22 protein-coding genes and 1 tRNA gene are annotated in these 22,192 nt (G+C 72.1%); 10 read left to right on the plus strand and 13 right to left on the minus strand.

The genetic code is table 11. The annotated features are described in order from the left end of the window. The first annotated feature begins 228 nt into the window (after positions 1-228). Complete coding sequence (locus DER29_RS02050; RefSeq protein ID WP_121395766.1) at positions 229-807, plus strand: hypothetical protein; 579 nt, start codon at positions 229-231, stop codon at positions 805-807. A 787-nt stretch (positions 808-1,594) separates the two neighbouring features. Here DER29_RS02050 and DER29_RS02055 read toward each other — a convergent pair. Continuing rightward, positions 1,595-2,119: a hypothetical protein gene (locus tag DER29_RS02055; RefSeq protein ID WP_148709961.1), complete on the minus strand. Its 525-nt coding sequence runs from the start codon at positions 2,117-2,119 to the stop codon at positions 1,595-1,597. Positions 2,120-2,629: 510 nt separating this feature from the next. On the opposite strand from DER29_RS02055, the gene DER29_RS02060 reads away from it, so the two are divergent. Beyond that, positions 2,630-3,346: a hypothetical protein gene (locus DER29_RS02060; RefSeq protein ID WP_148709962.1), complete on the plus strand. Its 717-nt coding sequence runs from the start codon at positions 2,630-2,632 to the stop codon at positions 3,344-3,346. Positions 3,347-3,916: 570 nt separating this feature from the next. On the opposite strand, the gene DER29_RS02070 is transcribed toward DER29_RS02060, so the two are convergent. The 6 genes from DER29_RS02070 to DER29_RS02095 form a co-directional block, all read right to left on the minus strand. Beyond that, complete coding sequence (locus DER29_RS02070; RefSeq protein WP_121395769.1) at positions 3,917-4,900, minus strand: zinc-binding dehydrogenase; 984 nt, start codon at positions 4,898-4,900, stop codon at positions 3,917-3,919. A gap of 590 nt (positions 4,901-5,490) precedes the next feature. Further along, on the minus strand, positions 5,491-6,192 hold the full coding sequence (locus tag DER29_RS02075; protein WP_121395770.1) for a recombinase family protein: 702 nt from the start codon (positions 6,190-6,192) through the stop codon (positions 5,491-5,493). A 421-nt stretch (positions 6,193-6,613) separates the two neighbouring features. Further along, positions 6,614-8,266, minus strand: a complete 1,653-nt coding sequence (locus DER29_RS02080; protein WP_121395771.1) for a tetratricopeptide repeat protein — start codon at positions 8,264-8,266, stop codon at positions 6,614-6,616. 167 nt (positions 8,267-8,433) lie between these two features. Further along, positions 8,434-8,739: a hypothetical protein gene (locus tag DER29_RS02085; protein WP_121395772.1), complete on the minus strand. Its 306-nt coding sequence runs from the start codon at positions 8,737-8,739 to the stop codon at positions 8,434-8,436. Positions 8,740-9,257: 518 nt separating this feature from the next. Beyond that, positions 9,258-9,329: transfer RNA gene (locus DER29_RS02090), tRNA-Val, on the minus strand. 94 nt (positions 9,330-9,423) lie between these two features. Beyond that, positions 9,424-9,969 (minus strand): TIGR02611 family protein, encoded by a 546-nt coding sequence (locus DER29_RS02095; RefSeq protein WP_121398931.1) that lies wholly within the window; start codon positions 9,967-9,969, stop codon positions 9,424-9,426. Positions 9,970-10,272: 303 nt separating this feature from the next. Between DER29_RS02095 and DER29_RS02100 the strand changes: the two genes are divergently transcribed. Further along, positions 10,273-10,704: an SsgA family sporulation/cell division regulator gene (locus tag DER29_RS02100; protein WP_067311359.1), complete on the plus strand. Its 432-nt coding sequence runs from the start codon at positions 10,273-10,275 to the stop codon at positions 10,702-10,704. Positions 10,705-10,806: 102 nt separating this feature from the next. Here the strand turns inward: DER29_RS02100 and DER29_RS02105 are convergent, their stop codons facing one another. Further along, positions 10,807-11,583: a glucose 1-dehydrogenase gene (locus DER29_RS02105; RefSeq protein WP_121398933.1), complete on the minus strand. Its 777-nt coding sequence runs from the start codon at positions 11,581-11,583 to the stop codon at positions 10,807-10,809. Positions 11,584-11,885: 302 nt separating this feature from the next. Between DER29_RS02105 and DER29_RS02110 the strand changes: the two genes are divergently transcribed. From DER29_RS02110 to DER29_RS02120, 3 genes are read left to right on the plus strand one after another with little or no spacing between them, the layout of a single operon-like run. Further along, positions 11,886-12,788 (plus strand): AraC family transcriptional regulator, encoded by a 903-nt coding sequence (locus tag DER29_RS02110; protein ID WP_121395773.1) that lies wholly within the window; start codon positions 11,886-11,888, stop codon positions 12,786-12,788. Between the two features lie 7 nt (positions 12,789-12,795). After that, on the plus strand, positions 12,796-13,251 hold the full coding sequence (locus DER29_RS02115; RefSeq protein WP_121398934.1) for an Rrf2 family transcriptional regulator: 456 nt from the start codon (positions 12,796-12,798) through the stop codon (positions 13,249-13,251). Then, a complete protein-coding gene (locus DER29_RS02120; RefSeq protein WP_121395774.1) occupies positions 13,251-13,763 on the plus strand; it encodes a GNAT family N-acetyltransferase in 513 nt (170 codons plus the stop codon). The genes DER29_RS02115 and DER29_RS02120 overlap by 1 nt, the downstream gene beginning before the upstream one ends. 77 nt (positions 13,764-13,840) lie before the next feature. On the opposite strand, the gene DER29_RS02125 is transcribed toward DER29_RS02120, so the two are convergent. Continuing rightward, the gene (locus tag DER29_RS02125; RefSeq protein ID WP_370040013.1) at positions 13,841-14,413 is read right to left on the minus strand and encodes a flavin reductase family protein; all 573 of its coding nucleotides are present in this window, start codon (positions 14,411-14,413) and stop codon (positions 13,841-13,843) included. A gap of 340 nt (positions 14,414-14,753) precedes the next feature. Here DER29_RS02125 and DER29_RS02130 point away from each other — a divergent pair, with 340 nt between their 5' ends. Continuing rightward, positions 14,754-14,933, plus strand: coding sequence for a DUF4236 domain-containing protein (locus tag DER29_RS02130; RefSeq protein ID WP_007075522.1), 180 nt, complete (start codon positions 14,754-14,756; stop codon positions 14,931-14,933). A 58-nt stretch (positions 14,934-14,991) separates the two neighbouring features. On the opposite strand, the gene DER29_RS02135 is transcribed toward DER29_RS02130, so the two are convergent. Both DER29_RS02135 and DER29_RS02140 read right to left on the minus strand, forming a co-directional pair. Then, positions 14,992-15,882 carry a hypothetical protein gene (locus DER29_RS02135; RefSeq protein WP_121395775.1) on the minus strand — a complete coding sequence of 297 codons (891 nt, stop codon included), beginning with the start codon at positions 15,880-15,882 and terminating at the stop codon, positions 14,992-14,994. 140 nt (positions 15,883-16,022) lie between these two features. Beyond that, a complete protein-coding gene (locus tag DER29_RS02140; RefSeq protein ID WP_121395776.1) occupies positions 16,023-16,544 on the minus strand; it encodes a VOC family protein in 522 nt (173 codons plus the stop codon). A 50-nt stretch (positions 16,545-16,594) separates the two neighbouring features. Here DER29_RS02140 and DER29_RS02145 point away from each other — a divergent pair, with 50 nt between their 5' ends. Together DER29_RS02145 and DER29_RS02150 are read left to right on the plus strand one after the other, a co-directional pair. Continuing rightward, positions 16,595-17,056 carry a MarR family winged helix-turn-helix transcriptional regulator gene (locus DER29_RS02145; RefSeq protein ID WP_121398937.1) on the plus strand — a complete coding sequence of 154 codons (462 nt, stop codon included), beginning with the start codon at positions 16,595-16,597 and terminating at the stop codon, positions 17,054-17,056. A 57-nt stretch (positions 17,057-17,113) separates the two neighbouring features. Continuing rightward, positions 17,114-18,676 carry a tetratricopeptide repeat protein gene (locus DER29_RS02150; RefSeq protein WP_121395777.1) on the plus strand — a complete coding sequence of 521 codons (1,563 nt, stop codon included), beginning with the start codon at positions 17,114-17,116 and terminating at the stop codon, positions 18,674-18,676. Positions 18,677-18,709: 33 nt separating this feature from the next. Here the strand turns inward: DER29_RS02150 and DER29_RS02155 are convergent, their stop codons facing one another. Together DER29_RS02155 and DER29_RS02160 are read right to left on the minus strand one after the other, a co-directional pair. Then, positions 18,710-20,242 (minus strand): sensor histidine kinase, encoded by a 1,533-nt coding sequence (locus DER29_RS02155; RefSeq protein WP_370040014.1) that lies wholly within the window; start codon positions 20,240-20,242, stop codon positions 18,710-18,712. After that, positions 20,239-20,895 carry a response regulator transcription factor gene (locus DER29_RS02160; protein WP_089001271.1) on the minus strand — a complete coding sequence of 219 codons (657 nt, stop codon included), beginning with the start codon at positions 20,893-20,895 and terminating at the stop codon, positions 20,239-20,241. The genes DER29_RS02155 and DER29_RS02160 overlap by 4 nt, the downstream gene beginning before the upstream one ends. A 94-nt stretch (positions 20,896-20,989) precedes the next feature. Between DER29_RS02160 and DER29_RS02165 the strand changes: the two genes are divergently transcribed. Then, the gene (locus DER29_RS02165) at positions 20,990-22,105 is read left to right on the plus strand and encodes a sigma-E factor regulatory protein RseB domain-containing protein (RefSeq protein ID WP_121395778.1); all 1,116 of its coding nucleotides are present in this window, start codon (positions 20,990-20,992) and stop codon (positions 22,103-22,105) included. Positions 22,106-22,192: the final 87 nt, after the last annotated feature.

Here is a 22,192-nt window from a genome sequence, read left to right on the forward strand (position 1 = left end):
GGGTGACCGGAACGTGCTACGACGATGGAGCCAGTGCCAGGTCCAGGTGTGGTGGCCTCGGTGGGTGTGGGTGTGGGGGTGGGCACGGACTTCAGGCGTCTGCGCAGGGCTCCTGACCAGGGCCTAGAGTTGCTTATTCGCTGAAACTAGGGGAGCCCCATAGCCGAGCGTTGACAAAACCTGCGCGTACGGTGACCTTCACGTCACCTACCTCTCGGGAGAACGAGCATGGGCCTGTTCCGCCGTCAACCCACCCCACCGCCGGACGACAACGACCGCGCCGTCAGCGAGTTGATGGACCGCCACCACCATCGGGCGAGCATTCTCGACGGCGACGACAGGATGATCATCCAGCCGGGCCAGGCGCTAGAGAACTTTGCGCTGACGATGGAACGTCTGGACAACGACATCGACACCCCGGTCGGGGTCTCCGACGCCGCCTCGTTCGAGGAGGTCCTCGGGATGATCCAGATGGGAATGGGGTCCTTCCTGGCGGTGCACCTGGTCAACACGGCGATGCGGATCATGTCCGCGCGTTACCCGGAGGAGTTGGTCAGGAGGCCGCTGCCGGAGCAATACGACCTGCGGAAGCTGGTGCCGGTGCTGACGTTCACCGACGAGCAGCATGAGGCAGCGCGCCAAATCTTCAACCAGCGGACCCTAAGCACCGTCGACCTTCAGGCGGAAGACATCGACGATGTGTGGGAACGGCTGAGCGAAGAAGACCAGGTCCAGGTCGTCACCGCCCTGTTCTTCATGTTCGGCAACAAGGTCGGCGCGATGAAGTACCGCACCGGCATTAAATAGCCGAGAGCACGAACACCAGTGCCGGGCCCCGCATCCACCGGGAGCGGTCGCCAGTCGTCCTTGGACATGAAGTTGATGTCGCCGCCGTACACGGTGCGGTGGTCGACGCGGTTCTGCGCGGCGCGGCGTTGCCGCTCAGCCGCCGACACCGTTGTGTCGCCTGAGACGGTGCGGGCCCGGCCGGCGTCACGCTGGGTTTCACGCCGGCAACGCTCCAGTGAAGGTGCTTCCCATCTCGGCGAACAATGCCAGGCCTGCTCGGCCGGCGCCGGCACGGGAGTAGCGGGCGACCAGGCTGCCTGGTCGACAGCGGTCCCGGCTCGATGGTGACCTGGAAGATGGTCCTTGGGCTGCCTCAGGCGCTAACGTACCGTATGCCAGTTATTGATCTGGATGCGCCGTCGCGCAGCTCGCCGCCTCTGCGACGCCCGCACCCTCGGCTTGTTATTGCCGTCGGCGTGATGCTGGGCCTTGGCTGTCTTACTGGCGAGCCGGCGGAACGGCCTTTGCAGGTTGATACGAGGTCGGTTTGCGGGCCTCCTACGGTTGAAGCAGACAACGCGGCGACTCCAACAACCCTGTGGCCGAGGGTCGAACTCACCATCGATTCTCAGACCGGCCGTATCGTTTCGGTGCGGTGCCACACTCCTTAGCTCGCTGCGACACGGAGCCTCTCGTGCACGGCGGAGCCTTGGAGGACATGGCCAGGGCAGACTGCGTTCGACGGTCGTGAAACGTGGCAGGCCCGGACGCCCCGGGCCTGCCACGTTCCGCTCGTCAGATGAGTTCACCGTCGAGCGATGTAGGTGATCTTCTCCGGGGTCGGGAGGTTCACGGTCGTGTAGGGATTGTGCGTCCAGTCCAGACCGCCGAAGCGAAACGTGCCGATCTTGTCGCCGGTGGCGTACTGGTACACGTTCGACCAGGTGCCGTACAGGGTACCGGTACCCGTGTAGCCGTTCGGGACGCCGTTCAGCATGCAGAGACTGGTCGTAGAGCACCCCGGGCCGACGGGGGTGAGCGCGGACGGGGTGATCGTGCTCTCGGTGTCGATTGCGGCCAGGATCTTGCCGGCCTCCGGGTCAACGAGCAACTGAACCTTGTGTCCGGAGTTCGCGATCCTGTCGATCTCCTCCTCGCTCTGTGACCCGGCGAGGGACCACAGCATCTCCGTGTAGTCGGGCACGAGGATCGACTCGTTGACCGGGGCCGGGGAAAGCCCGCCAGACGGCGCTGCACCAGCCGGCGAAACGAACGACAACGTTCCGAACATCGCGGCGAACACCAGCACCGCGAGCTTGCGCATTCCCACCTTAGTCACCTTGGGTAAACCTTCCGTCGCTAAGAGGGATGAGCTGTAAGGATGCCCGGCTTGCCCTCAATAATCAAGTCCGCCAATGTTTGGTTAATATGAGCATTTAATTGCATTCATTAAACCCGCTGGTGAGCGGGGCTCAGCGCTTTCGGGGGTTCTGCTGGCCCCGGCCCTTGCGATCGGCTTGATGGCGGGATCGTCGTGGTGAGCAAAGCAGGTCGTCGGCCAGGTGGCGCCGGCCGCCATCGCGGCCATCAGCGCGGTCGCCCTGGCCGCGATCGGGGCGTCGACGTGGTGCTGCCGGCGCAGGCCCCGGCGCTCGACCAGTGGGCCCGGCCGTAGTTTCCAGACCAAAAACAACTCCAACGCTGGTCAAGGGCGTGATGGAGAACCAATCTCCCGGGCGTTCGTACGGTGCTGCGACCAGGGTTGGCGTTGCTCTCGACCCGAAAATTACGGCGAGCCCTGACAGGACTGGTTCCGGTGTGATTCGGGGATACTTCGTCTATGCGCGGCCATGCCTTCGCCTTGATTCCCTGCCTGCTGTTGGCGGGCTGTTCCGCAGGCGAGAACGCGACACCGTCGGCGGCTCCTGCCACGACCGCGTCACCGGTCCCGTCACCCGCCACGTCGGCGCCGACACCCGCGACGATCGCGATTCCGACCGGACCGCTTCGGCTGACCGGTGAGATGACCCGGCCTGGGGCGCGACTGCGGTTCGGTGAGAAGGCGATCGTGCCCGTCCGCCACTATTACCCCCTGCTGAAGACCTACGCCGAGGGCGTGCTCGGCATCGTGGTGCAGCGCATTCAGACGACCCCGGGTTCGGAGGTCCAGGGCAACTTCGACGAAGACAGCAGGGCGGTACTGAAGCGCCACACCGCGTACTACGCCAAGATCATCATCACCAACGAGAGTGGCAATGCCTTCTCGCCGGGAACGCCGCGCTTTACCGGCGAGTTCGGCGACTTCGGTCCCGCCGTCACCGTGACCGGCGAGATGCGGCTGCCGGGTTGCCGAGAGAGGTACCCACCCGATTCCGACGAGTTCGATCGCAAGGGCGCCGAATGGAAGACCTGCCTGCTCGCCGTGTCATCACGTTCCCGCCCCATGACGGAGGTGCGGTACGAAGACGCGCCGTACGGCAAGGAGATTCAGTTCGAACAAGACCCGTCACCGGACTTCAACAAACACTACAACCTCGGAGCGATCACCTGGTCCTAGGGTCGACGGCGCGATCTCAACGGGCGCGCCATCAAGGGCCGGCCGTAGTTTTCGGGTCGAAAGCAACGTCAGCCTCTGGTCGCAGCACCGTACGAACGCCCGGGAGCTTGGATCTCCATCAGCCCTGGACCAGCGTTGGAGTTGTTTTTGGTCTGGAAACTACGGCCGGGCCAGATAGCGCCGCGACCCCTCGGCGTGCAGGACGCCGAGGGGTCGCAGCGGACGACTTTCCCGAGCCCGAGACCCCGGCGATCGACACCAGCTTGTTCAGCGGGATGTCGACGTCGCGGAGGTTGTTTACACGCGCGCCACGCACGCAGATGACATCCGGCACGGTGGAGCCAGCGGCAGGAACTGAATCCATGTTCGGGCTTCTCTTCGGCAAGGGCGAGGGTGGTGCGCATGGTTGCGGGATGCGTACGCGACGGTGCTCACACCCCGGAAAGGTGGAGGGTGAGGATCCGGCCAGCTCCACGTCGACAGGGCAGAGCGAAGTGCGGCGCCCGCGACCGGGAGGCTTCCGCCCGCTGCGCCGTCGACGATCGCAGCGGGCGGCAGACGAATGAGGCCTCACGTCGTCGGTACGACGACGACGTACTTTCCGGGCTGGTGGCGGGACTCGACGTCGCGGTGTGCATCGGGCACCTTCTCGAGACCGTGATAGGCCCCGGCGATCACGACGTTCAGAGTGCCGGATTCGATGGCCCGCAGGTACTGGTCCAGCGCATCGGAGGGGAGGTCGCTGGCTTCGCCGGCGTAGCTGGTGAGGCGGACTCCGGTAGGGATGGTGAACGGGTCGAAGTCGGGGATGGTCCAAGCGCCGCTGAGTGCGCCGGCGAAGCAGACGGTGCCGCTGGGTCGGATGAGGGAGAGCACATCGGGCAGTGCGGTGGCTCCCACGAATTCGAGTGCGGCGTCGATGCCGTCCGGTGCGATCGTGCGGATCGCGTCCGGCAGGGTGTCATCGTCGACAAGGGCGTGGTCGGCGCCGACGCGGGTGAGGAGCTCGGCTCTCGCGGGGTTCCGGGTTGTTGCGATGACCGTGGCGCCGAGGTGGTGAGCGATCGCGATGGCGGTCAGTCCCACGGTGGAGGTGCCGCCGTGGATGAGGACGCTCTGGCCCGATTTCAGCCCCAGTCCGGTGGTGATCGAGCCGTGCGCGTTCTGCATCATCTCGGGGAGGCCGCCGACGACGTCCCAGCCCAGGTCGGTGTCGAACGGGATCACGTTCGCGGCGTCGACGAGGGTGTATTCGGCGTAGCTGCCGTCGATGGTGCGGCCGAGGCCGCTCATCATGGTGGCGACTTTCTGCCCGGGAGCGAGGTCGACGCCGTCACCGACGGCGTCCACGACGCCGACGGCTTCGATGCCCAGGATTCGGGGGAAGGAGAAGTCGGGGCTGGACTCGCCCTGGCGGCTGGTTACCTCGGACTCGTTGACACCGAACGCCATCACGCGGATACGCACCCATCCCGGGCGCACGTCGGGGATCGGAACGTCGCTGACGATGAGCCCGTCGATGCCGACGGGGCCGGTCAAGCGGATGGCGCGCATTCTCGAAACCTTCACGGGGATCGACCGCCCGTAGCCTGCATGCGACCAACGCGACCGCATGTGCAGGCCGCCCCGCGCATGTAGTCGGCGGCCTTGGCCTCGTCCACTGCGGCGGCGATGGTCGCCGCCGCGGCGTACCCCGGCCGAAGTTGCCGAACGGATCCGGGCGACGTCGATGGCGACCAGGAGCCGCACGTCCTTGTCGAGATCACCGGCCCGACCGAAGCGGCCATGCTGCGTAGGGCCGCCGATTGGTTGGAGACCTTCGACGGCGCTGTCCTGGTCCTCGCGACCAGTTGGCACGGCGACATCAGCGAGCTCACCCAGCAGCCAGACGTGGGGGCCTACGGCGGCGAGCGATTCGCGATAGATCGTTCACGTCATGCTGATGGGGTGACCACCAACGGTGAAGCGGGCGGGCGACGGACCCGGTTGGACTGGCGCGATGCCCCTCGACCAGCCCACGGTCCGCGGTGCCCATCAAAGAAGAACCGCCCACAGGTCTCCGGATCCGGCACCCTCTCGGCGCACCCGCTAATTGATCTTGCCTAACGGGACTTCTCCGAGCGTTGGTCCTCAAGGGCCGGGACTCACCGGTCTTGCAGAGCGACGACCTGCCCGTCGTCCTGGGCTGAAATGAGGCCAGGCAGCGCGCTGTACAGGGTGCTGCGCGAGACACCGAGGAGCTTGGCGATCGAGGTCATGGTGCGGTTCGGCTCGGCGAGCAGCTGCAGCGCGTACGCAACCTTCTCTGGTGTCATCGCCGGCGGCCGGCCGAGGCGTTGCCCGCGGGCGCGAGCGGCGGCCAGGCCCTCGTTGGTGTTGGCCACGATGATCGTGCGCAGGAACTCGGCGAGCGCGGCGAAGACGTGGAAGACGAACATCCCACCTGCGGTGGTGGTGTCGAGCTTCTCGTGCAGGGATTGGAAACCGACGCCGTGGCGCTTGAGGCGGCCGACGATGCCGATCAGGTCTTCCAGCGAGCGGCCGAGCCGGTCGAGCGAGACGACGGTGAGCACGTCGCCGGGTCGGATGTACTCGAACACCTTGGCCAGCTCGGGCCGGTCGGTGTTCTTGCCGGAGGCCTTGTCGAAGAAGCACTTGGCGCAGCCGGCCGCAGTCAATGCGGCTTGCTGGCGGGCGAGATTCTGCTCGCGGGTGGAGACTCGCCCGTAGCCGACGAGCACGCCTACGAGCGGAGTCGGGGCGAGCAGGTCGCCCTCGGCGGGCATGGAGGTGACGGTCACGCCGTCCAGAGTGCCCAACAAACCCGTCGTCGCTTTGTTGGACACGCTGATTTCCCGGACGGGTTTTTCGGACGCGATTTACCCGCCCCGACGATGCATCTTGATCTTGTTCGAAAAACGATCGTTTCTCCGACAGCCCTTGCGCCTACGGTGACTCGCACCTCAGCCAGCTCGATCGCCGCCGCCACGCCCACCTCGGACCTCCATCGCGTCGCCTCATCCTGTGCGGTGCCGCCGCCAGCGGGAACGCGGGCAGGACTCCAGTGGGACGCTTCGGGCTCCTATCAGGCCACATCGGCCCCGGCTGGCGGCGGCACGGCGACGTCCTCCCGCCGGTCGACGTATCGCTAACAAGGCACCGCGGCCCGTTGTTTTTCGGGTCAGACCGCCGGGAGGACGTCGGCGATCATGATGCCTGGAGTTGTTTGGGCTGAAAGCTACGGACCGCCGATGGCCGGAACCATCGCTACTCGGAGTTGGCACCTTCGATGGCAGCTTGCAGGTTGTCGTGGACGATTCGTGTGTGTGGGTGGTCGTTGCCGAGCACCCGCCGCACGTCGGCGAGGGCTTGCTCGAACAGCGGGACCGCCCGCCCCAAATCACCGGCCGCGCGGTAGGCACCAGCAAGATTGCTCGCCGAAACCAACGTGTCCGGATGGTCATCTCCGAGCACCCGCCGCGAGTCGGTGAGGACCCGCTCGAACAGCGGCATCGCCCGCCCCAAATCACCGGCCGCGCGGTAGGCACCAGCAAGATTGCTCACCGAAACCAACGTGTCCGGATGGTCATCCCCGAGCACCCGCCGCAAGTCGGTGAGGACCTGCTCGAGATAGGCGATGGTTTGGGGGAGGCTTCCCTGCTCGTGAAGGAACAGGCCAGCCTGGTTGAGCAGGTAGGCCTGTGCGCCGCGGTCGCTGTCGGTGCTGTGTGCTCTGGTGACGGTGGCGAGCGCGTCGATGTGAGGTATCAGAGCGCGCCACGCCGGCCAGGTGGTGGGATTGCGCCAGCCGTCGGGCAATGCAGCGGTCAGGGCCTTGGTGGCGGCGCTGCGGGCGGCGGTGATGTCGTCGGTTTGGCGATGCGGGTCATCGCGATCGGGAGTGCGGGCGACGGCCTGGACGAGCCGGTGCACCGTGACCGCCCGGGTGATGGGGTCGACGGTGAGCATGTTGTACGCAGCCAGCCGGCCGATCGCCCGCACTACCGCCGGTTCCTCCTGGCCGTCGCCGCCGGTGTGGTGCCACAGGTCGCGGGGGATGGCTTCCGGGGCGTACCAGGCCAGGGTCCGTAGCAGCCGTCCGGGCAGGGGGTCATCGGCGAGGGCATCGAGGGTGACCTGCCAGACCCGGGCGATCGTGCGTTCGGCGGCCCGGCCTTCCCCACCATCGCGGTACATGTGGGCGGGATGCTGGCCGAGGAGCCGCAGGTAGTCGCCAGCGGTGACACGGGTTTGGGCCAGGTAGGCACCGGCCTGTTCCACCGCCAGCGGCAGGTAGCCCAACTCGTCGCAGACTGCGGCGGCGTCGGCGGGGTCGATGGCGGCACCAGCACGGGACACGATCTCGGTCAGCAGGTCGACCGCCTGGTCGGGTTCGAGGACGTCCAGGTGCAGCGGGGTCACGAGGTCGGGCCAGCCGGTGGCACGCCGGCTGGTCACCAGGATCCGGCCTCGGGGCAGCCGGGCCAGCAGATCGGTGATGTGGTCGGGATCGATGACGTTGTCGAGGATCAGCAGCCACCCGTCGTGGCAGGCCAGCCACCGCACGGCCCACTCCCGCAGGGCCGGTGACGGCAGGGCCGCGCCGAGACCCGGCTGCAACGCGACCGCCAAGGCGACCAGACCAGCGTCGAGAGCGGCGGGGCTGTCAGCGGTGATCCACCAAGTCGGGCGGTGCTCGTCGCGGTGCGTAGCCGCCCACTGAGCCACCAGGGTGCTCTTGCCGATACCGCCGAGCCCGTGCACAGCCTGCACGACCACCACACCCGGATCCAGGACCGTCCTGTCCAGCCAGCCCAGCGCATCCTCGCGACCCACGAAAAGCCGCCGTACCGGCAGGTTCACCAACCCGGCCGGTGCCGGCACCGCCTCCGGCGCGACCAGCGCCTCCGGCGGCAGCACCGTAACGTGCTGGGTATTGGTCGCATGGGCACCCGTCGACGCGATGCCAGGAATGCTGCCCGCCGTGATGGCACCCGACCCGCTCGGCCCAGCGGACTCACCTGCCGGCGCTGGCGTCGCGGGATCAGCGTGCGCAGGCGTTGCTCGGCCGCGTCGAGACCACCAGCTCATCGGTGTTGGGTGTTCGTCGCGTTGTCGCCGGTCGAGGCGATACCCGTGATGTCACCACCCGCCACGATCGACCCCGGCCCGGCTGGTGGCGGCACTGCGGCCGCACCCGGCGGCGTCGCTGCCGCAGCGGGGCTTCCCGACGGGGCCAGTACGACCGCGGCGACCGCGACCACCAGACTGGCGACCCCGGCCACCCAACTGGCCACCTCCACCCCCTGCAGACCGAACACCACCGCCGCCACCACCAACCCGGCAGCGGCCACCCCACCCACCCCGATGATCACCCAGCGTCGCGAACGCATGACCACATCATCGACTACTCGCGCCACCACAGCACATCGGACAGTCGAGGAACCAAGTAAGCCAGATGCACACCAAAAACTAACTTTGCTCCAAAGCGAGCTACTCAACGCCGGACAGCGCGAGAATTGATCGGCGAGCATAGCCGCGCCGACGCCCGTCGGGGATGTGCAGCACCGAGTCGGTGTGTTCGATGGTGGCCGCATCCAGGGGAAAGGATCGTCTCCTGCTGGAGTCTGCCTTCGTAGATCATCGAGGCGGGCGCCTCGATGCCGAGCGCACCCCGACATCTTCACCATGGAGATCTGACCGAGTTGCGAGACGTCCCTAGGTTCCCGGGAAGGCGTTCACCCTGGAAGAGGGAGTGCAGGCGAGCCGCCACGGATCCGTGCTCAGTCCCACAGGTGAGGAGCGCGGGCGGTTGGGCTGCTCCCAATCTGCTCCCGATCTAAGGGCGAAAGCGCGAAAGCCCGTTACCGGCGGTTCCGGTGACGGGCTCGCTACCTGCAAATATTAACGGTGGGCGATACTGGGATCGAACCAGTGACCTCTTCGGTGTGAACGAAGCGCTCTCCCGCTGAGCTAATCGCCCTCAGCGCCGATGACTCTACCTGATCGAGGGACCGGACCGGAAATCCGGGGTCCGCGTGCCGCGCGGCAGTCGGCCCATCCGGCGGAGCGCCGGGTCAGTGCGTCGCCAGGTAGTGCAGCGCCTCGGCGACCACGTCGATGCCGAAGCTGTACTTCAGCGACAGCCAGACCACCGAGCCGACGAAAACCAGGCCGACGGAGCCGAGCAGGAACCGTACGGCCAGCGATCGGTCCTTCACCCACTGCGTCCAGTTGTGCACGTGCCGGCGGGTGAAGCCGAGCAGCCGGCGGGCCCAGTGGAACTCGACGGCCCAGATGCCGAGGCCGGCGATCACCAGCAGCCAGCCCGGCCCCGGCAGCGGGATGAGGGCGATGCCGATGGTGACGACGAGGGCGCCGGCGATGGCGATGAAGATCTTGAGGGTCACCCGCCCGGTCGGGTTGGCCCGGATCAGGTCGAGGGTGGTGCCCAGCCGTTGCCGCCAGCGGGGTCGCTGCCGCCGCTCGGCCAGCGCCGTGCCGCCGGCGCCATCCCGGTCGGTCGCCGGCCGACCGGGCCGGTCGTGCTGCTCCGTCGGCACCCCGCACCCCCGCCTTTCGGCTGCCCGGGCCGCGACTTTCGGCGGGCCCGGCACTGCCATCGGATCCACTGAGGATCGTTTCGTAACCATTTCCTCCCCCAGTGTGGCTCGCGCCCGTCACTGCAACGGCCGACTGGACGTTACCGGAGTAAGTCGACGACTGAACCACCCGATGCCGGGCGGGATCACGCACTGGGCAGAACCGGAAATCCTACATGAATATTCACATTCACGCGGCCTTTCCGACCCCCTTCCCACCACTGGGTGAAGTCAGCGTATGGCGGAGCGTAGCCAGGAGTAGCACCTGAGTATGGGAAAAGCGGGACACGCGCGTTCCGCAGCGGTGCCGGGGGGAGATCGTCCATGAGTGTCATCCGACCGACGACCGTAGAGGTCGAGACGTCGCTAAGGCTCGTCGCACCTGACGCCACCGCCTTGCCGGTGCGTGCCAGTCTGCGTTACGACCCTGCTGATCCGTATGCGGTCCATGTCCTGTTCCACGCCGAATCCGCCGGCGGCGAGGCGGTCAGTTGGTCGTTCGCCCGGGAGCTGCTGGTCACGGGCCTCGACGAGCCGGCCGGCATCGGGGACGTGCGGGTCTGGCCCTGGGCCACCCCGCGCGGGGACTTCGTCGCGCTGGCGCTGTCGTCGCCCGACGGCAACGCCCTGTTCGAGGTGCCGCGCAGCGTCCTGGTGCGTTTCCTGCGCCGGACCTACGTCGTCGTCCCGCGCGGCCGCGAGGCCGAGCACCTGGACGTCGACACCGCGGTGAGCCGGCTGCTCGCCGGTCGCTGAACCACCGGCCACACCGGCCGTCCGGGGCCGCGCGGATCTGCCGAGTCCGCGCGGCTCCGGCCCACCAGGGGGTACGCGCACCGCCTCCCGCCCTTCGCCGGTTCAGCCGTGAGTGGTGATGCCGCCGTCGACCGGGATCACCGCACCCGTGAGGTACGCGCCGGCGCGGGACGACAGGTAGATCGCGGTGCCGGCCATGTCCTCCGGCCGGCCGATCCGACCCAGCGGCACCTGCCCCTCGATGGCGGCCCGGGAGGCGGGGTCGTCCAGCGCGAACGCCATCATCTTGCTCTCGAACGGCCCCGGCGCGATCGCGTTGACGGTGATCTGCTCGCCGGCCAGTTGGTGGGCCAGGCTGCGGGTGAGCATGTGCACGGCGGCCTTGGTCGCCGAGTACGCGTACACCTCCATCATCGGCACCCGGATGCCGTCGATGGAGCCGATGTTGATCACGCGGGCCGGGTCGTCGGCGCTGGCCGACGCGCGCAGCGCGGGCAGCAGCGCGGTGGTGAGCCGGAAGACCGCCTTGACGTTGACGGCCCAGAGCTTGTCGAACGCGCTCTCCGGGTACGACTCCAGCGGCGCGCCCCACGTCGCGCCCGCGTTGTTGACCAGCACGTCGAGCCGGTCGAACCGCTCCCGGACGGCGGCGGCCAGGCCCTCGGCGCCGGTGTCGTCGCCGAGGTCGGCGGGGATGGCCTCGCAGCGCCCCTCGGCGGAGAGTTCCTTGGCCACGGCCTCGCAGACGTCCGCCTTGCGGGACGAGATGATCACGTGTGCGCCGGCCCGGACGAAGCCCTGGGCGATCATCAGGCCGATCCCCCGCGAGCCGCCGGTGACCAGGACCGTCTTGCCTTCGACCGAGAACAGATCCGTCATGCCCATCCCATCGCGAGTCGGCCGGGGCCGCCGGGGCGGGGCGGCCCGACCGGCGCGGACCCCGGCTCCGGCCGTGCCTCGACCGGACGGCGCTACCGCTCGGTAACGTAGCCCGGCCCCGACGACCTCGACAACCCCCGCCGGGCGGCCCGGGCCAGCCCGCCGCGCATCCGCGCGGCCCGGCGCACCGCTCGGCCGGCGGGAGCCCGCCGGCCGGGCCCGCGGTGCGACCGGCCGCGCGCGTGACCTGGGCGGCGCTCCCGGGATGCATTGGTCGTCGCTCCGGGCTACCGTCGCAGGCGATGGTCTCTTCCGGTCAGCTCTCCCCCGCTCCGCCCGGCAACCTGGCGACCGCCGCCGCCGAGATCGACACGGTCGCCCTCGGTGACCTCGCCTCCGAGCCGCGCTGGCGTCGTCCGGTGCTGCTGGAGAAGGACCTGCTCGTGCTGACCACGGGCGGACACGGCACGGCCGAGCTGGATTTCCGCGCCCTGCCGTGCCGACCCGGCACCCTGCTGCGGGTGCGCGCCGGCCAGGTGCTGCGCTGCGCCGGCCCGCAGCTCGACGCGACGGTGGTGCGCTGGGATCCGGCGGCGCTGCGCGGACTCGACGTCGACCCGGACGCCGTCCCGGCCTGGCTCCAGCTCGCCGGCGAGGACGAGGACGCGGTGATCAACGAGGTGAGCCAGCTGGCGGTGGACTGCGAGCGCCACCGGGGGGTGGCCGCCGCGCGCGGACTGCTCCGCCACCAGCTCGCCGTGCTGCTGCTCCGGCTGTCGCTGCTGCCCGAACGCGCCCACCCGGCGACCCGGGCGGAGGCCGCCACCTTCCACCGGCTCTGCCGCGAGGTCGAGCGCGGCTACCAGCACACCCGCCGGGTCGAGGACTACGCCGCCCGGCTGGGCTGCTCGGTGCGTACGCTCACCCGGGCCTGCCTGGCGGTGACCGGGCGCAGCGCCAAGCAGGTGGTCGACGAGCGGGTGGCCCTCCAGGCGAGCCGGCTGCTGGCCGCCACCGACGAGCCGATCGCCCGGATCGGCCGGCGGCTGGGGTTCTCCGAGCCGACGAACTTCGGCCGGTTCTTCACCCGGGAGGTCGGGGTGAGCCCGGGCGCGTTCCGCGCGGCCCGTGAGCAGCCGGTACCCGGGCCGGTGGTCCGTCCCCGCCCGCCCGCCGACGCGGCCGGCCGGCCGCGCGGGGCATGATGTCGGGGTGCAGATCTCCGCGCGCGGCGACTACGCGGTACGGGCGGCCCTGAGCCTCGCCACCGCGTACCCTCGGCTGCTGTCCACCCAGGCCATCGCCACGGAGCAGGACATGCCGCGCAAGTTCCTGGAGGCCGTCCTGGCCGACCTGCGGCGGGCCGGCATCGTCCGGGCGCAGCGTGGCGCCGAGGGCGGCTACACGCTGGCCCGGCCGCCGCGCGAGGTGACCGTCGGCGCGGTGCTGCGCGCGGTGGAGGGCCCGCTGGCCGGGGTGCGCGGGCTGCGCCCGGAGGAGACCAGCTACGAGGGCGCTGCGGAGAACCTGCCCGGGCTCTGGGTCGCGGTGCGGGCCGCCGTGCGGCGGGTGGTCGACGAGGTGAGCCTCGCGGAGATAATCAGTGGCCGGCTGCCCGCCCACGTCCGTAGGTTGACGGCCCTGCCCGACGCCTGGGAGCCGCGCTGATGCCCACCCCCACCCTGCACACCGACCGCCTGCTGCTGGAGCCCTATCGGCCGGACGACGCCGAGGACGCCGTGTCCCTGCTCGCCGACCCGGAGGTGGGCCGGTTCATGGGCGACGGCCCGCTGAGCGCCGAGGAGGCCGGCGCCCTCTTCGGGCGGATCTTCACGAAGGTCTACGCGGACGACCTCTTCGACGTCTGGGCGGTGCGCCGCGACGGTCGCTACGTCGGACACGCCGAGATCAAGCGGACGGACCAGGTCGACGGCCACGAGATCATCTACGCGCTGGCGAAGCCGGCCTGGGGCGCCGGTCTCGGCACGGAGCTGGCCCGGGCCCTGGTCCGCTACGGCTTCGACACCCTCGGCCTGCCCCGCGTGTACGCGACGGTCGCCGACGCCAACCACGCCTCGCTGGCGCTGCTGGGCAGGATCGGCTTCGTCCACGAACGCGACATCGCCGAGGTCGACGGCGGTGTGACCCGCGTGCTCGTCGTCCACCGCGCCCCCGCCTGACGCCGCCCCCGGTAACCGGCGGCACGGTCCGCATTCCACACCCGCCCGCTGCGTGATGAGGGCGTGGCCCGGTCGGGTCAGGGCCGGGCCGGCGTGCCCGTCGTGGTGTAGCCGCCCCGGTGGTGCACCAGCGGGTCCCCGTCCTCGCCGCCGCCCAGCGCGAGCGGCTCGGCCACGAAGAGGGTGTGGTCGCCGACCGGCACCCGGTGCGCGACCCGGCAGAGCAGCCGGGCCAGCGCCCCGGTCAGCAGCGGCACGTCGAACGGCCCCGGCGTCCAGTGCGGATAGGCGGCGAACCGGTCGATCCCGCCGGTGGCGAAGACCCGGGCGGCCTCCCGCTGGTGGGCGCCGAGCAGGTGCACGGCGACGTGCTCGGCCCGGGCGAAGACGGGCCAACTCGACGAGGCGGTCCCGAGGCAGAACGAGACCAGCGGCGGGTCCAGCGAGACCGACGTGAACGACGTGGCGGTGAAGCCGGCCCTCACGGGCTCGCCGGAGCCGTCCGGGCGGGCCGACGCGGCGGCGTCCGGGGCGACGGTGGTGACGACGGTGACGGTGGCGGCCTGCCGGCGCAGCAGCGCCCGGAACAGGTCCCGGTCCACCGGCAGCAGGTCGGCGCCGCCCTGCGGGGACCACTCCACGGTGGTCACGCCGGCTCCGGGCCCGGGCGGGCGCCGGGGGTGCGGGGCAGCCCTGCGTCGACGGGCGGGCGAGCCGCGTGGGGAAGATCGTCCCGCTGCGTCATCGCCCCATGCTGCCGGGGCCCGGGGCGCCGGTCAATGCCCCTATCGGGAGGGCGGGATCGACGTCGGCCGACACCGTCGCGAACCCCTATGCCGGCGGGTGGGGCTCGGCGCGCCCTCGGACGCAGAGGGGCCGGCACCGTCCCTCGGCACCGTCCACCCCGGACGGGCAGGGGTTTCACGATTCGGCGATCCGGGCATGTTCGGGTTCGACAGGGCAGGGAAGGGAATCGAAGGGAGCACGACGATGGGTCTGATGTTCCGCAAGCGCAAGAAGTACGGTCCGATCATCCTGAACTTCACCGAGAACGGTTTCTCCTCCTGGAGCATCAAGATCGGTCGCTGGTCCTGGAACTCGCGGGCCAAGGCGCACCGGGTCGACCTGCCGGGTCCGCTGTCCTGGAAGCAGGACAAGTCCCGGGCGTGAGGTCCCGAGGTCGAGCGGGGTGCCGGTGGATCCACCGGCACCCCGCTCGGCGTTCGCGTCAGGACGCCGTCCCGTCCTTCCGGGCCGAGACGACCACGTCGCCGCCGAGCCGGCCGTGCTCCGGGTCGCGGGCCGCCTCCCCCGCGTCGAGCAGGCCGGTCAGCGCCCGGACGGCGTCGGACGACCGGTAGACGGTCGCGGTGAGGGCGTGTCGGCGCAGCTCGGTGACCGTACGGGGACCGGAGCGCGCCAGCTCCGCCAGCAGTTCGCGGCGCAGCGGGCCGGACTCCGGGGCCGGGACGACGTCGAGCAGCCGCCCCGCCGGGTCGCGGTAGCGCACGCCAGCGGCACCGTCGACCGCCCAGAGCGCCTCCTTGAACGCCTCCAGGCTCTTGTCCGACCTGGTCGCGAAGGCCAGCAGCCGCGCCGGGGCCCCGTCGGCGGGCACCAGCTCCACCTCGGTCGTCAGCGGGAACCCGGCGTCGGCGAGGGCGGCGCGCGCGGGGGTGCCGGCGGCGGTGGCGAGCAGCACGTCCGCCGGCTTGCCGACGGCCGCGGCGGTCAGCACGGCGGGATCGGCGGCGTCGTCGTCCACGACGGACAGCAGGGGCGCGCCGGCCGCGCCGCCCGCCTTGACCGCCACCGGCAGGCGGGCCGGACCGCCGGGCACGAGGTGCACGGCGACTCCCGCCGGCAGCTCCGCCTCCACGGCGCCGAGCCGGGCCGGCAGCTCCTCGGTGCCGTCGGCGAGCACCAGCACGGTGAGCTGGCGGCCCCGCAGCCGGTCGGCGTGCCGGGCGACCACCCGCAGCGCGGCCTCCGCGGAGCCGGCGTCGCCGCCGGCGTACGCCAGGGCCAGGGTGGCCCGGCGGGCGCGGTGCAGCGCCCCCGGCAGCCAGGTCTCCAGGTGTCGGACGAGCAGCTCGCGCAGGACGGCGTCGGTCGGCATGCTGCCGTTCTACCGCACGCCCGTCCCGGGCCGGGCACAGCTCCCCCACCCGGACCCGACGGCGCGGCGCGGCGCGCGGTCGGCGCGGCGTCCGGTCCCCGGGCCGGTCAGGGCGGGGGCACCGTCGGATCCCGGTCGGGTCAGGCCGGGACGGAGACGCCCACGCCGCCACGGGTCTGGCCGCCGTAGCGCCGCCGCTCGGCGTCCAGGTCGAGCCGGCCGATCCGCTTGCGGGCGGCCAGGGCGGCGTCGTCGAGCCGGTCGGCGGGCACCAGCCAGACGACCTCGAACTCCAGCCCGTCCGGGTCCTGGCCGTAGAGGCTCTTGGTGGTGCCGTGGTCGGACGCGCCGACCAGGGCGCCGGCGGCGGCGAGCCGCTGAGCGGTCACCTCCAGCTCGTCGAGGGTGTCGACCTCCCAGGCCAGGTGGTAGAGCCCGACGGTGCCGCGGCCGGCGGTGGAGGGGCCGGTGCCCGCGCCGACCTCGAACAGGCCGAGGTCGTGGTCGTTGGTGGAGCCGGGCGCCTGGAGGAAGGCGGCGCCCCGGAAGCCGTCCGGCGTCATCGGGATCGGCCGGAAGCCCAGCACGTCGCGGTAGAAGGCGACGCTGCGGGCGAGGTCACTGACGTAGAGCACGGCGTGGTTGAGGCGGTGGATTCCCATGCCACCGACGCTAGCGCGATTTTGTTGAACGTTCAACTATCTGGCGTATGATGGGCGCCATGACCCGCTGGCTGGATCCCGACGAGCAGCGCACCTGGCGCGCGTACCTGACCGCCTCCCGCGCGCTGATGGAGGCGCTGGACCGGGAGCTGCAACGCGACGCCGGGATGCCGCACGCCTACTACGAGATCCTGGTCCGGCTCTCCGAGGCGCCGCGGCGGCGGCTGCGGATGAGCGACCTGGCCGAGGCCAGCGGCTCGTCGCGCAGCCGGCTCTCGCACGCCGTGGCCCGGCTGGAGGCGGCCGGCTGGGTCCGCCGCGAGGAGTGCCCCACCGACCGGCGCGGGCAGCTCGCCGTCCTCACCGACGAGGGATTCGCCACCCTCGCCGCCGCCGCGCCCGGCCACGTCGAGGGCGTACGCCGACACCTGTTCGACGCGTTGACCCCGGCCCAGGTGGACCAGTTGCGCCGGATCAGCGAGACGCTCGCCGCACACCTGACCGGTTCTTGACCAATACACTCCCGCTCGGGTCTTGTACTTACCGTCGTCGGATGAGCACGATGGGGCGTGCCTTCCGGCTTCGGTGATCTGACTGACCAGGCGCACCACCTGGTATCCGCCGGCGACCTCGCCGGCGCCCAACGGCTGCTCGCCGACGCGCTGACCGACGCCGATCCGCGTCCGGCCAACGCGACACCCGAGCTGGCCGAGGCCGCCAGCCTCCAGGCCCGCGTGCTGGTCGCCCTCGGCGAGCCGCACTCGGCCCGGGGCTGGGCCGCGTTCGCGTACGCGGCCGCGACCCGGCTGCACGGGCGCGCCGACCAGCGCACGGTGGCCGCCGCGGCCACCCTCGCGGCGGTGCTGCACCGGGTCGGCAGCTGGTCCCGCGCCGCCCGGCTCTACCAGGAAGTGATCATCGAGCTGACCGCGCTCGACGGTCCCGAGTCGCTGCGGGTGCTCGCCGCCCACGCCGACCTGGCCACCGTGGAGTACGCCCGCGGCCAGTGCCAGGTGGCCCGCGACCGGTTGCAGGACGCCTGGGAGCTGCACCGCGAGGTCTACGGCGACGGGCACCCCAGCGGCATCAAGATGCTGGCCCGGCTCGGGGCGATGCAGCGCGACTGCGGGCAGTTCGCCGAGGCGCACGACAACCTGGCGCTCGCCCGGGAGCTGTGCCGGCAGCACCTGCCGGCCGACGACCCGCTGGCGGCGCAGGTGGCGGCGCTGGCCCGGGCGGCGGCCAACCCGGACCATGTCTGTGCCGACACCGCGCCCGTCGGCCGGGACGGCCCGATCGTGCCGTCCGCGCGCACCCCGCCCCCGGGCGACGGGCCGACGACGGCGCAGCACCCCTCGCAGCCGGGCTACCGCCCGGCGGAGCCGGACCCGTACGCCGGGCCGCCGCACGTGGTGCCGACACCCCGGCAGCCCACGGAGGACCCGCCACCCGGCTGGTGGCCCCCCGAGGCCGACGCCGGGGACGGGCCGGCCGACAGCGCCGTGCCGCCGGCGGTCGTCCCCCTGGCCGGCGGCGCCACCGACGAGGCCGACGGGGTGCACCGGGTCCGCCAGCCCGGCGCGCCCGAGGAGCCCTACCAACCGTCGCGGCTGCTGCCGGTGCCGGTGCACCGCGCGCCGTCGCGGCGCGGCAACCGGCTGCTGCCGCTCGTCGTCGGCGGAGTCGTGGTGGTGCTGCTGGGCACGGCCGCGGTGATCGCCGGGGTGGCCGGGGTGGCCGGTGACCCCGACCCGGCGCCCCCGGCCGCGACCGGCGCGCCGGCCTCCACCCGGGCCGGGGACCCGGCCGGCACGGGCGCCCCGACCGCCGCCGGCCCGACGGCCGAGGCCGTGGCATCCCCCGGCAGCCCGCCGGGTTCGGTGACGCTGCGGGACAACCGCGACAACGTGGCGCTGCGCTGGACGTACCCGGCCGGCGGGGAGGGCCCCGTGGTCATCTCGGGCGGCCGGGTCGGCCAGGCGCAGACGGCCTTCGCCAACCTGCCCGCCGGCACCACCGCCTTCGTCGTCTACGGCCTGAACCGCAGCACCGACTACTGCTTCACAGTCGCGGTCGTATGGTCGACCGACACGATCGCCCGCGCGCAGCAGGTCTGCACCCGCCGCGGCTGACGGGTCCTCCAGCGGCCCCGCGCAGCCGCTCCGTCAGGGCCGCTCCGCGTCGGGCAGGGCCGGCAGCAGCAGCCGTACCCGCAGCCCCGGACCGCCGCCGTCCCGGCCGGGGTGGGCGTCGGTCAGGACGATGCCGCCGCCGGCCCGGCGGACCAGCTCGCGCACGATGGCCAGGCCGAGGCCGGCGCCGCCGTCGTCCCGGGCGCGGGCGTCGTCGAGCCGGGTGAACCGGCCGAAGACCCGCTCCCGGTCCGCGGCCGGGATCCCCGGCCCGTCGTCGGTCACCGTCACCAGGTGGTACGCCACGGCACCGTCGCGGGCCCCCCGGCCGGCGGTCCCGGCCCCGCTGTCCCCCCGGCCGGCGGCTCGGCCGTCGCCCTCGCCGACGGTTCCGCCGTCGCCACCCGCCCGGTCGCCGCCCGCCCGGTCGGCGGCCGGCCCGGCGGCCAGCACCACCTCGCCGTGGGCGTGCCGGACCGCGTTGTCGACCAGGTTGGTGAGGATCCGGCGCAGCTCGTCGGGGTCGCCCTCGGTCCACAGCGGCGTCGCCGGCGCGTCGAGGCGCACCGGCGGCGACGGGTACCGCGCGGCCACCGCCGCCAGCAGCGCCCCCAGCTCGACCGGCCCGGTGGCCCGCGCCGTCGGCCGCTCGTCGAGACGGGCCAGCAGCAGCAGGTCGTCGACGAGCCGGCCGAGGCGCTCGGTGTCGGCGAGCAGGTTCGCCGACACCGCCGTCCAGTCCGTCCGGTCGGCGAGCCGCCGGGCGACCTCCAGCTCGGTACGGATGTTCGTCAGCGGGCTGCGCAGCTCGTGGGCGGCGTCGGCGACGAACGCCCGCTGCCGGTCCCGGGCAGACTCCAGCCGGCCCAGCATCCCGTTGAGCGTGACCGCCAGCCGATGGATCTCGTCCTGCGACGCCGGTACGGGCAGCCGCCCGCCCCCGTCCCGTCCGGTGATCTCCTCGGCGCCCCGGCGCAGCGCCTCCACCGGGCGCAGGGTCGCGCCGACCACCCGCCAGGCCACGGCGGCGAGCACCGCCACCAGCAGCGGGAAGCTCACCAGCAGGATGGTCCGGACGACGTGCGCGCTGTGCCGCACGTCCGCCAGCGACCGGGCCACCAGGACGGTGCGCGGGTCGGCGGCGGTGCCCGCCGGTACGGCCACCACCCGCACCGGCCCGGCCAGCCCGACCCGCTCCCCCGACACCGTCAGCCGCTGCCGCGCGCCGGTGTCGACCCGTTGCGGCGACACCATCGGCACCAGCCGGTCGGCGTCGATCGAGGCGGCCCGCACCCTGCCCTCGGCGTCGATCACCTGCACCCGGACCTGTCCACCGGCCACCGGCAGCGGATCGGGCAGGACCTCCTCGGCGGCGAGCAGCGCGACCGCGTCGGCGGTCCGGAACGCCTCGGTGTCCACCGCGCGTTGCAGGGCCCAGCCCAGCACGGCGAGCAGGACGAGGCCTCCGACGGCCAGTCCCCCCGACACCCCGAGCACCCCGACCACCATCAGCCGCCCGCGCAGCCCGAGCGCGGCACGCAGGCGCCCGCGCAGCCCCCGCGTCACGGGGCGAGCCGGTAGCCGGCGCCCCGGACCGTCTCCAGACGCTCCCGGCCGATCTTGCGCCGCAGGTAACCGACGTAGACCTCGACCGCGTTGGGTGCGGTCTCGACGCTGGCGTCCCACACGTGGTCGAGCAGCTCCGTCTTGGAGACCACCTCGCCGGGGCGGCGCATCAGGTAGTCGAGCAGCGCGAACTCGCGGCTGGTCAGCGCGACCTCGGCGTCAGCCCGGGTGACCCGCCGCCGGGCCGGGTCGAGCCGCAGGTCGCCGACCGCGAGGACCGTGGGGCGTTCGGGGGCGCCGCGGCGCAACAGGGCCCGCAGCCGGGCCAGCAGCACGACGTACGAGAAGGGCTTGGTGAGGTAGTCGTCGGCCCCGCAGTCCAGCCCGTCGGCCTGGTCGTACTCGCCGTCCTTGGCCGAGAGCATGAGCACCGGCAGCCAGTGCTCCTCGGCGCGCAGCCGGCGGACCAGCTCGTAGCCGGAGAGGCCGGGCAGCATCACGTCGAGGACCATCGCGTCGTACCCGCCGTGCCGGGCCGCGTCGAGCCCCTCCGGGCCGGTCGCCGCCACGTCCACCGCGAACCCCTCGGCCTGCAGACCCCGTTGCAGCGCGGACGCCAGCCGCGACTCGTCCTCCACCACCAGCAACCGCACGGGGTCAAGGGTGCCACCCGCGCGGGCGGTCGTACGGTCGTCCTCAGCGCCCTCACAGCGTCCAGGGGGCAGGATGTCCGGCAGGAGGTGTCACATGTCCGTCCTGAAGAGCCGTCCCGTCCTGCGCTGGCTGGTCCCGGTGACCGCCGTCGCGACCGTCATCGGCGGCGGCGCCGCGCTCGGCACGTTCGCCGCCCAGGCCGAGCCGAGCCTGCCGCCGCGTACCGCCGCCCAACTCCTGGTCGACCTGCAGACCTCCCGGCTGGAGGGACTCTCCGGCACGGTGGTGCAGCGCGCCGACCTGGGTCTGCCGCCGCTGGCCGGCCTGGTCGCCGGCGACGGTCCGGCCGGCCTGCTGACCGGCACGCACACGCTGCGGGTCTGGCACTCCGGGCCCGACCGGCAGCGCATCGCGCTGGTCGACACCCTCGGCGAGCGGGACGTCATCCGCAACGGCCGCGACGTGTGGGCCTGGAACAGCCGGTCCAACACCGCCACCCACCGCACCCTGCCCGAGGGCGCCGCCGGGGCCGAGACCCCGCAGTTGCCGGTCACCCCCGGGGAGGCGGCCGACCGGGCCCTGGCGGCGATCGGCCCGAGCACCGAGGTCAGCGTCGGCCGATCCGCGAAGGTCGCCGGCCGGGACGCGTACGAGCTGGTGCTCGCCCCGCGCGACGCCGCCTCGCTGGTGCACCAGGTGCGCATCGCCATCGACGCGCGCCAGCACGTGCCGCTGCGCTTCGAGGTCTTCGCCGACGGCAGCGACAAGCCGGCCTTCGAGATGGCGTTCACCCAGGTGTCGTACGCCCGGCCCGCCGCCGACCAGTTCACCTTCAACCCGCCGCCCGGGGTGAAGGTGACCGAGGAGACCGCCGGCAGGCAGCCCGCCGACGCGCCCGGGAAGCGGCCGGCGCACGGCGAGCGGCCGGACGTGCGTACCGTCGGCGAGAGCTGGGCCACGGTGGTGGTCGCGCGGCTCGACGGCGCCGGCGCGCCCGCCGACCGGGCCGGAACCACCCCCGGCCGCGCCGGGAACGGGTCGACCGCCGACCCGGCGGCGCTGCTCGGCAAGCTGCCGAAGGTCAGCGGCGACTGGGGCAGCGGCCGGCTGCTGACCGGGAAGCTGTTCAGCGCGCTGCTCACCGACGACGGCCGGCTCATCGCCGGCGCGGTAACGCCGGAGCGGCTCTACGAGGTGGCCAGGGGCTGAGAATCGGCAGTCCGGGGGCCCGCCAAGCGGCGGGCCCCCGCTGTCTGTGCGGTACGGGTCGTGGCGTGGCCCGGCGCGCTTGGTCGC

Origin of the sequence: Micromonospora sp. M71_S20 (assembly GCF_003664255.1) — a bacterium.
GTDB lineage: Bacteria > Actinomycetota > Actinomycetes > Mycobacteriales > Micromonosporaceae > Micromonospora.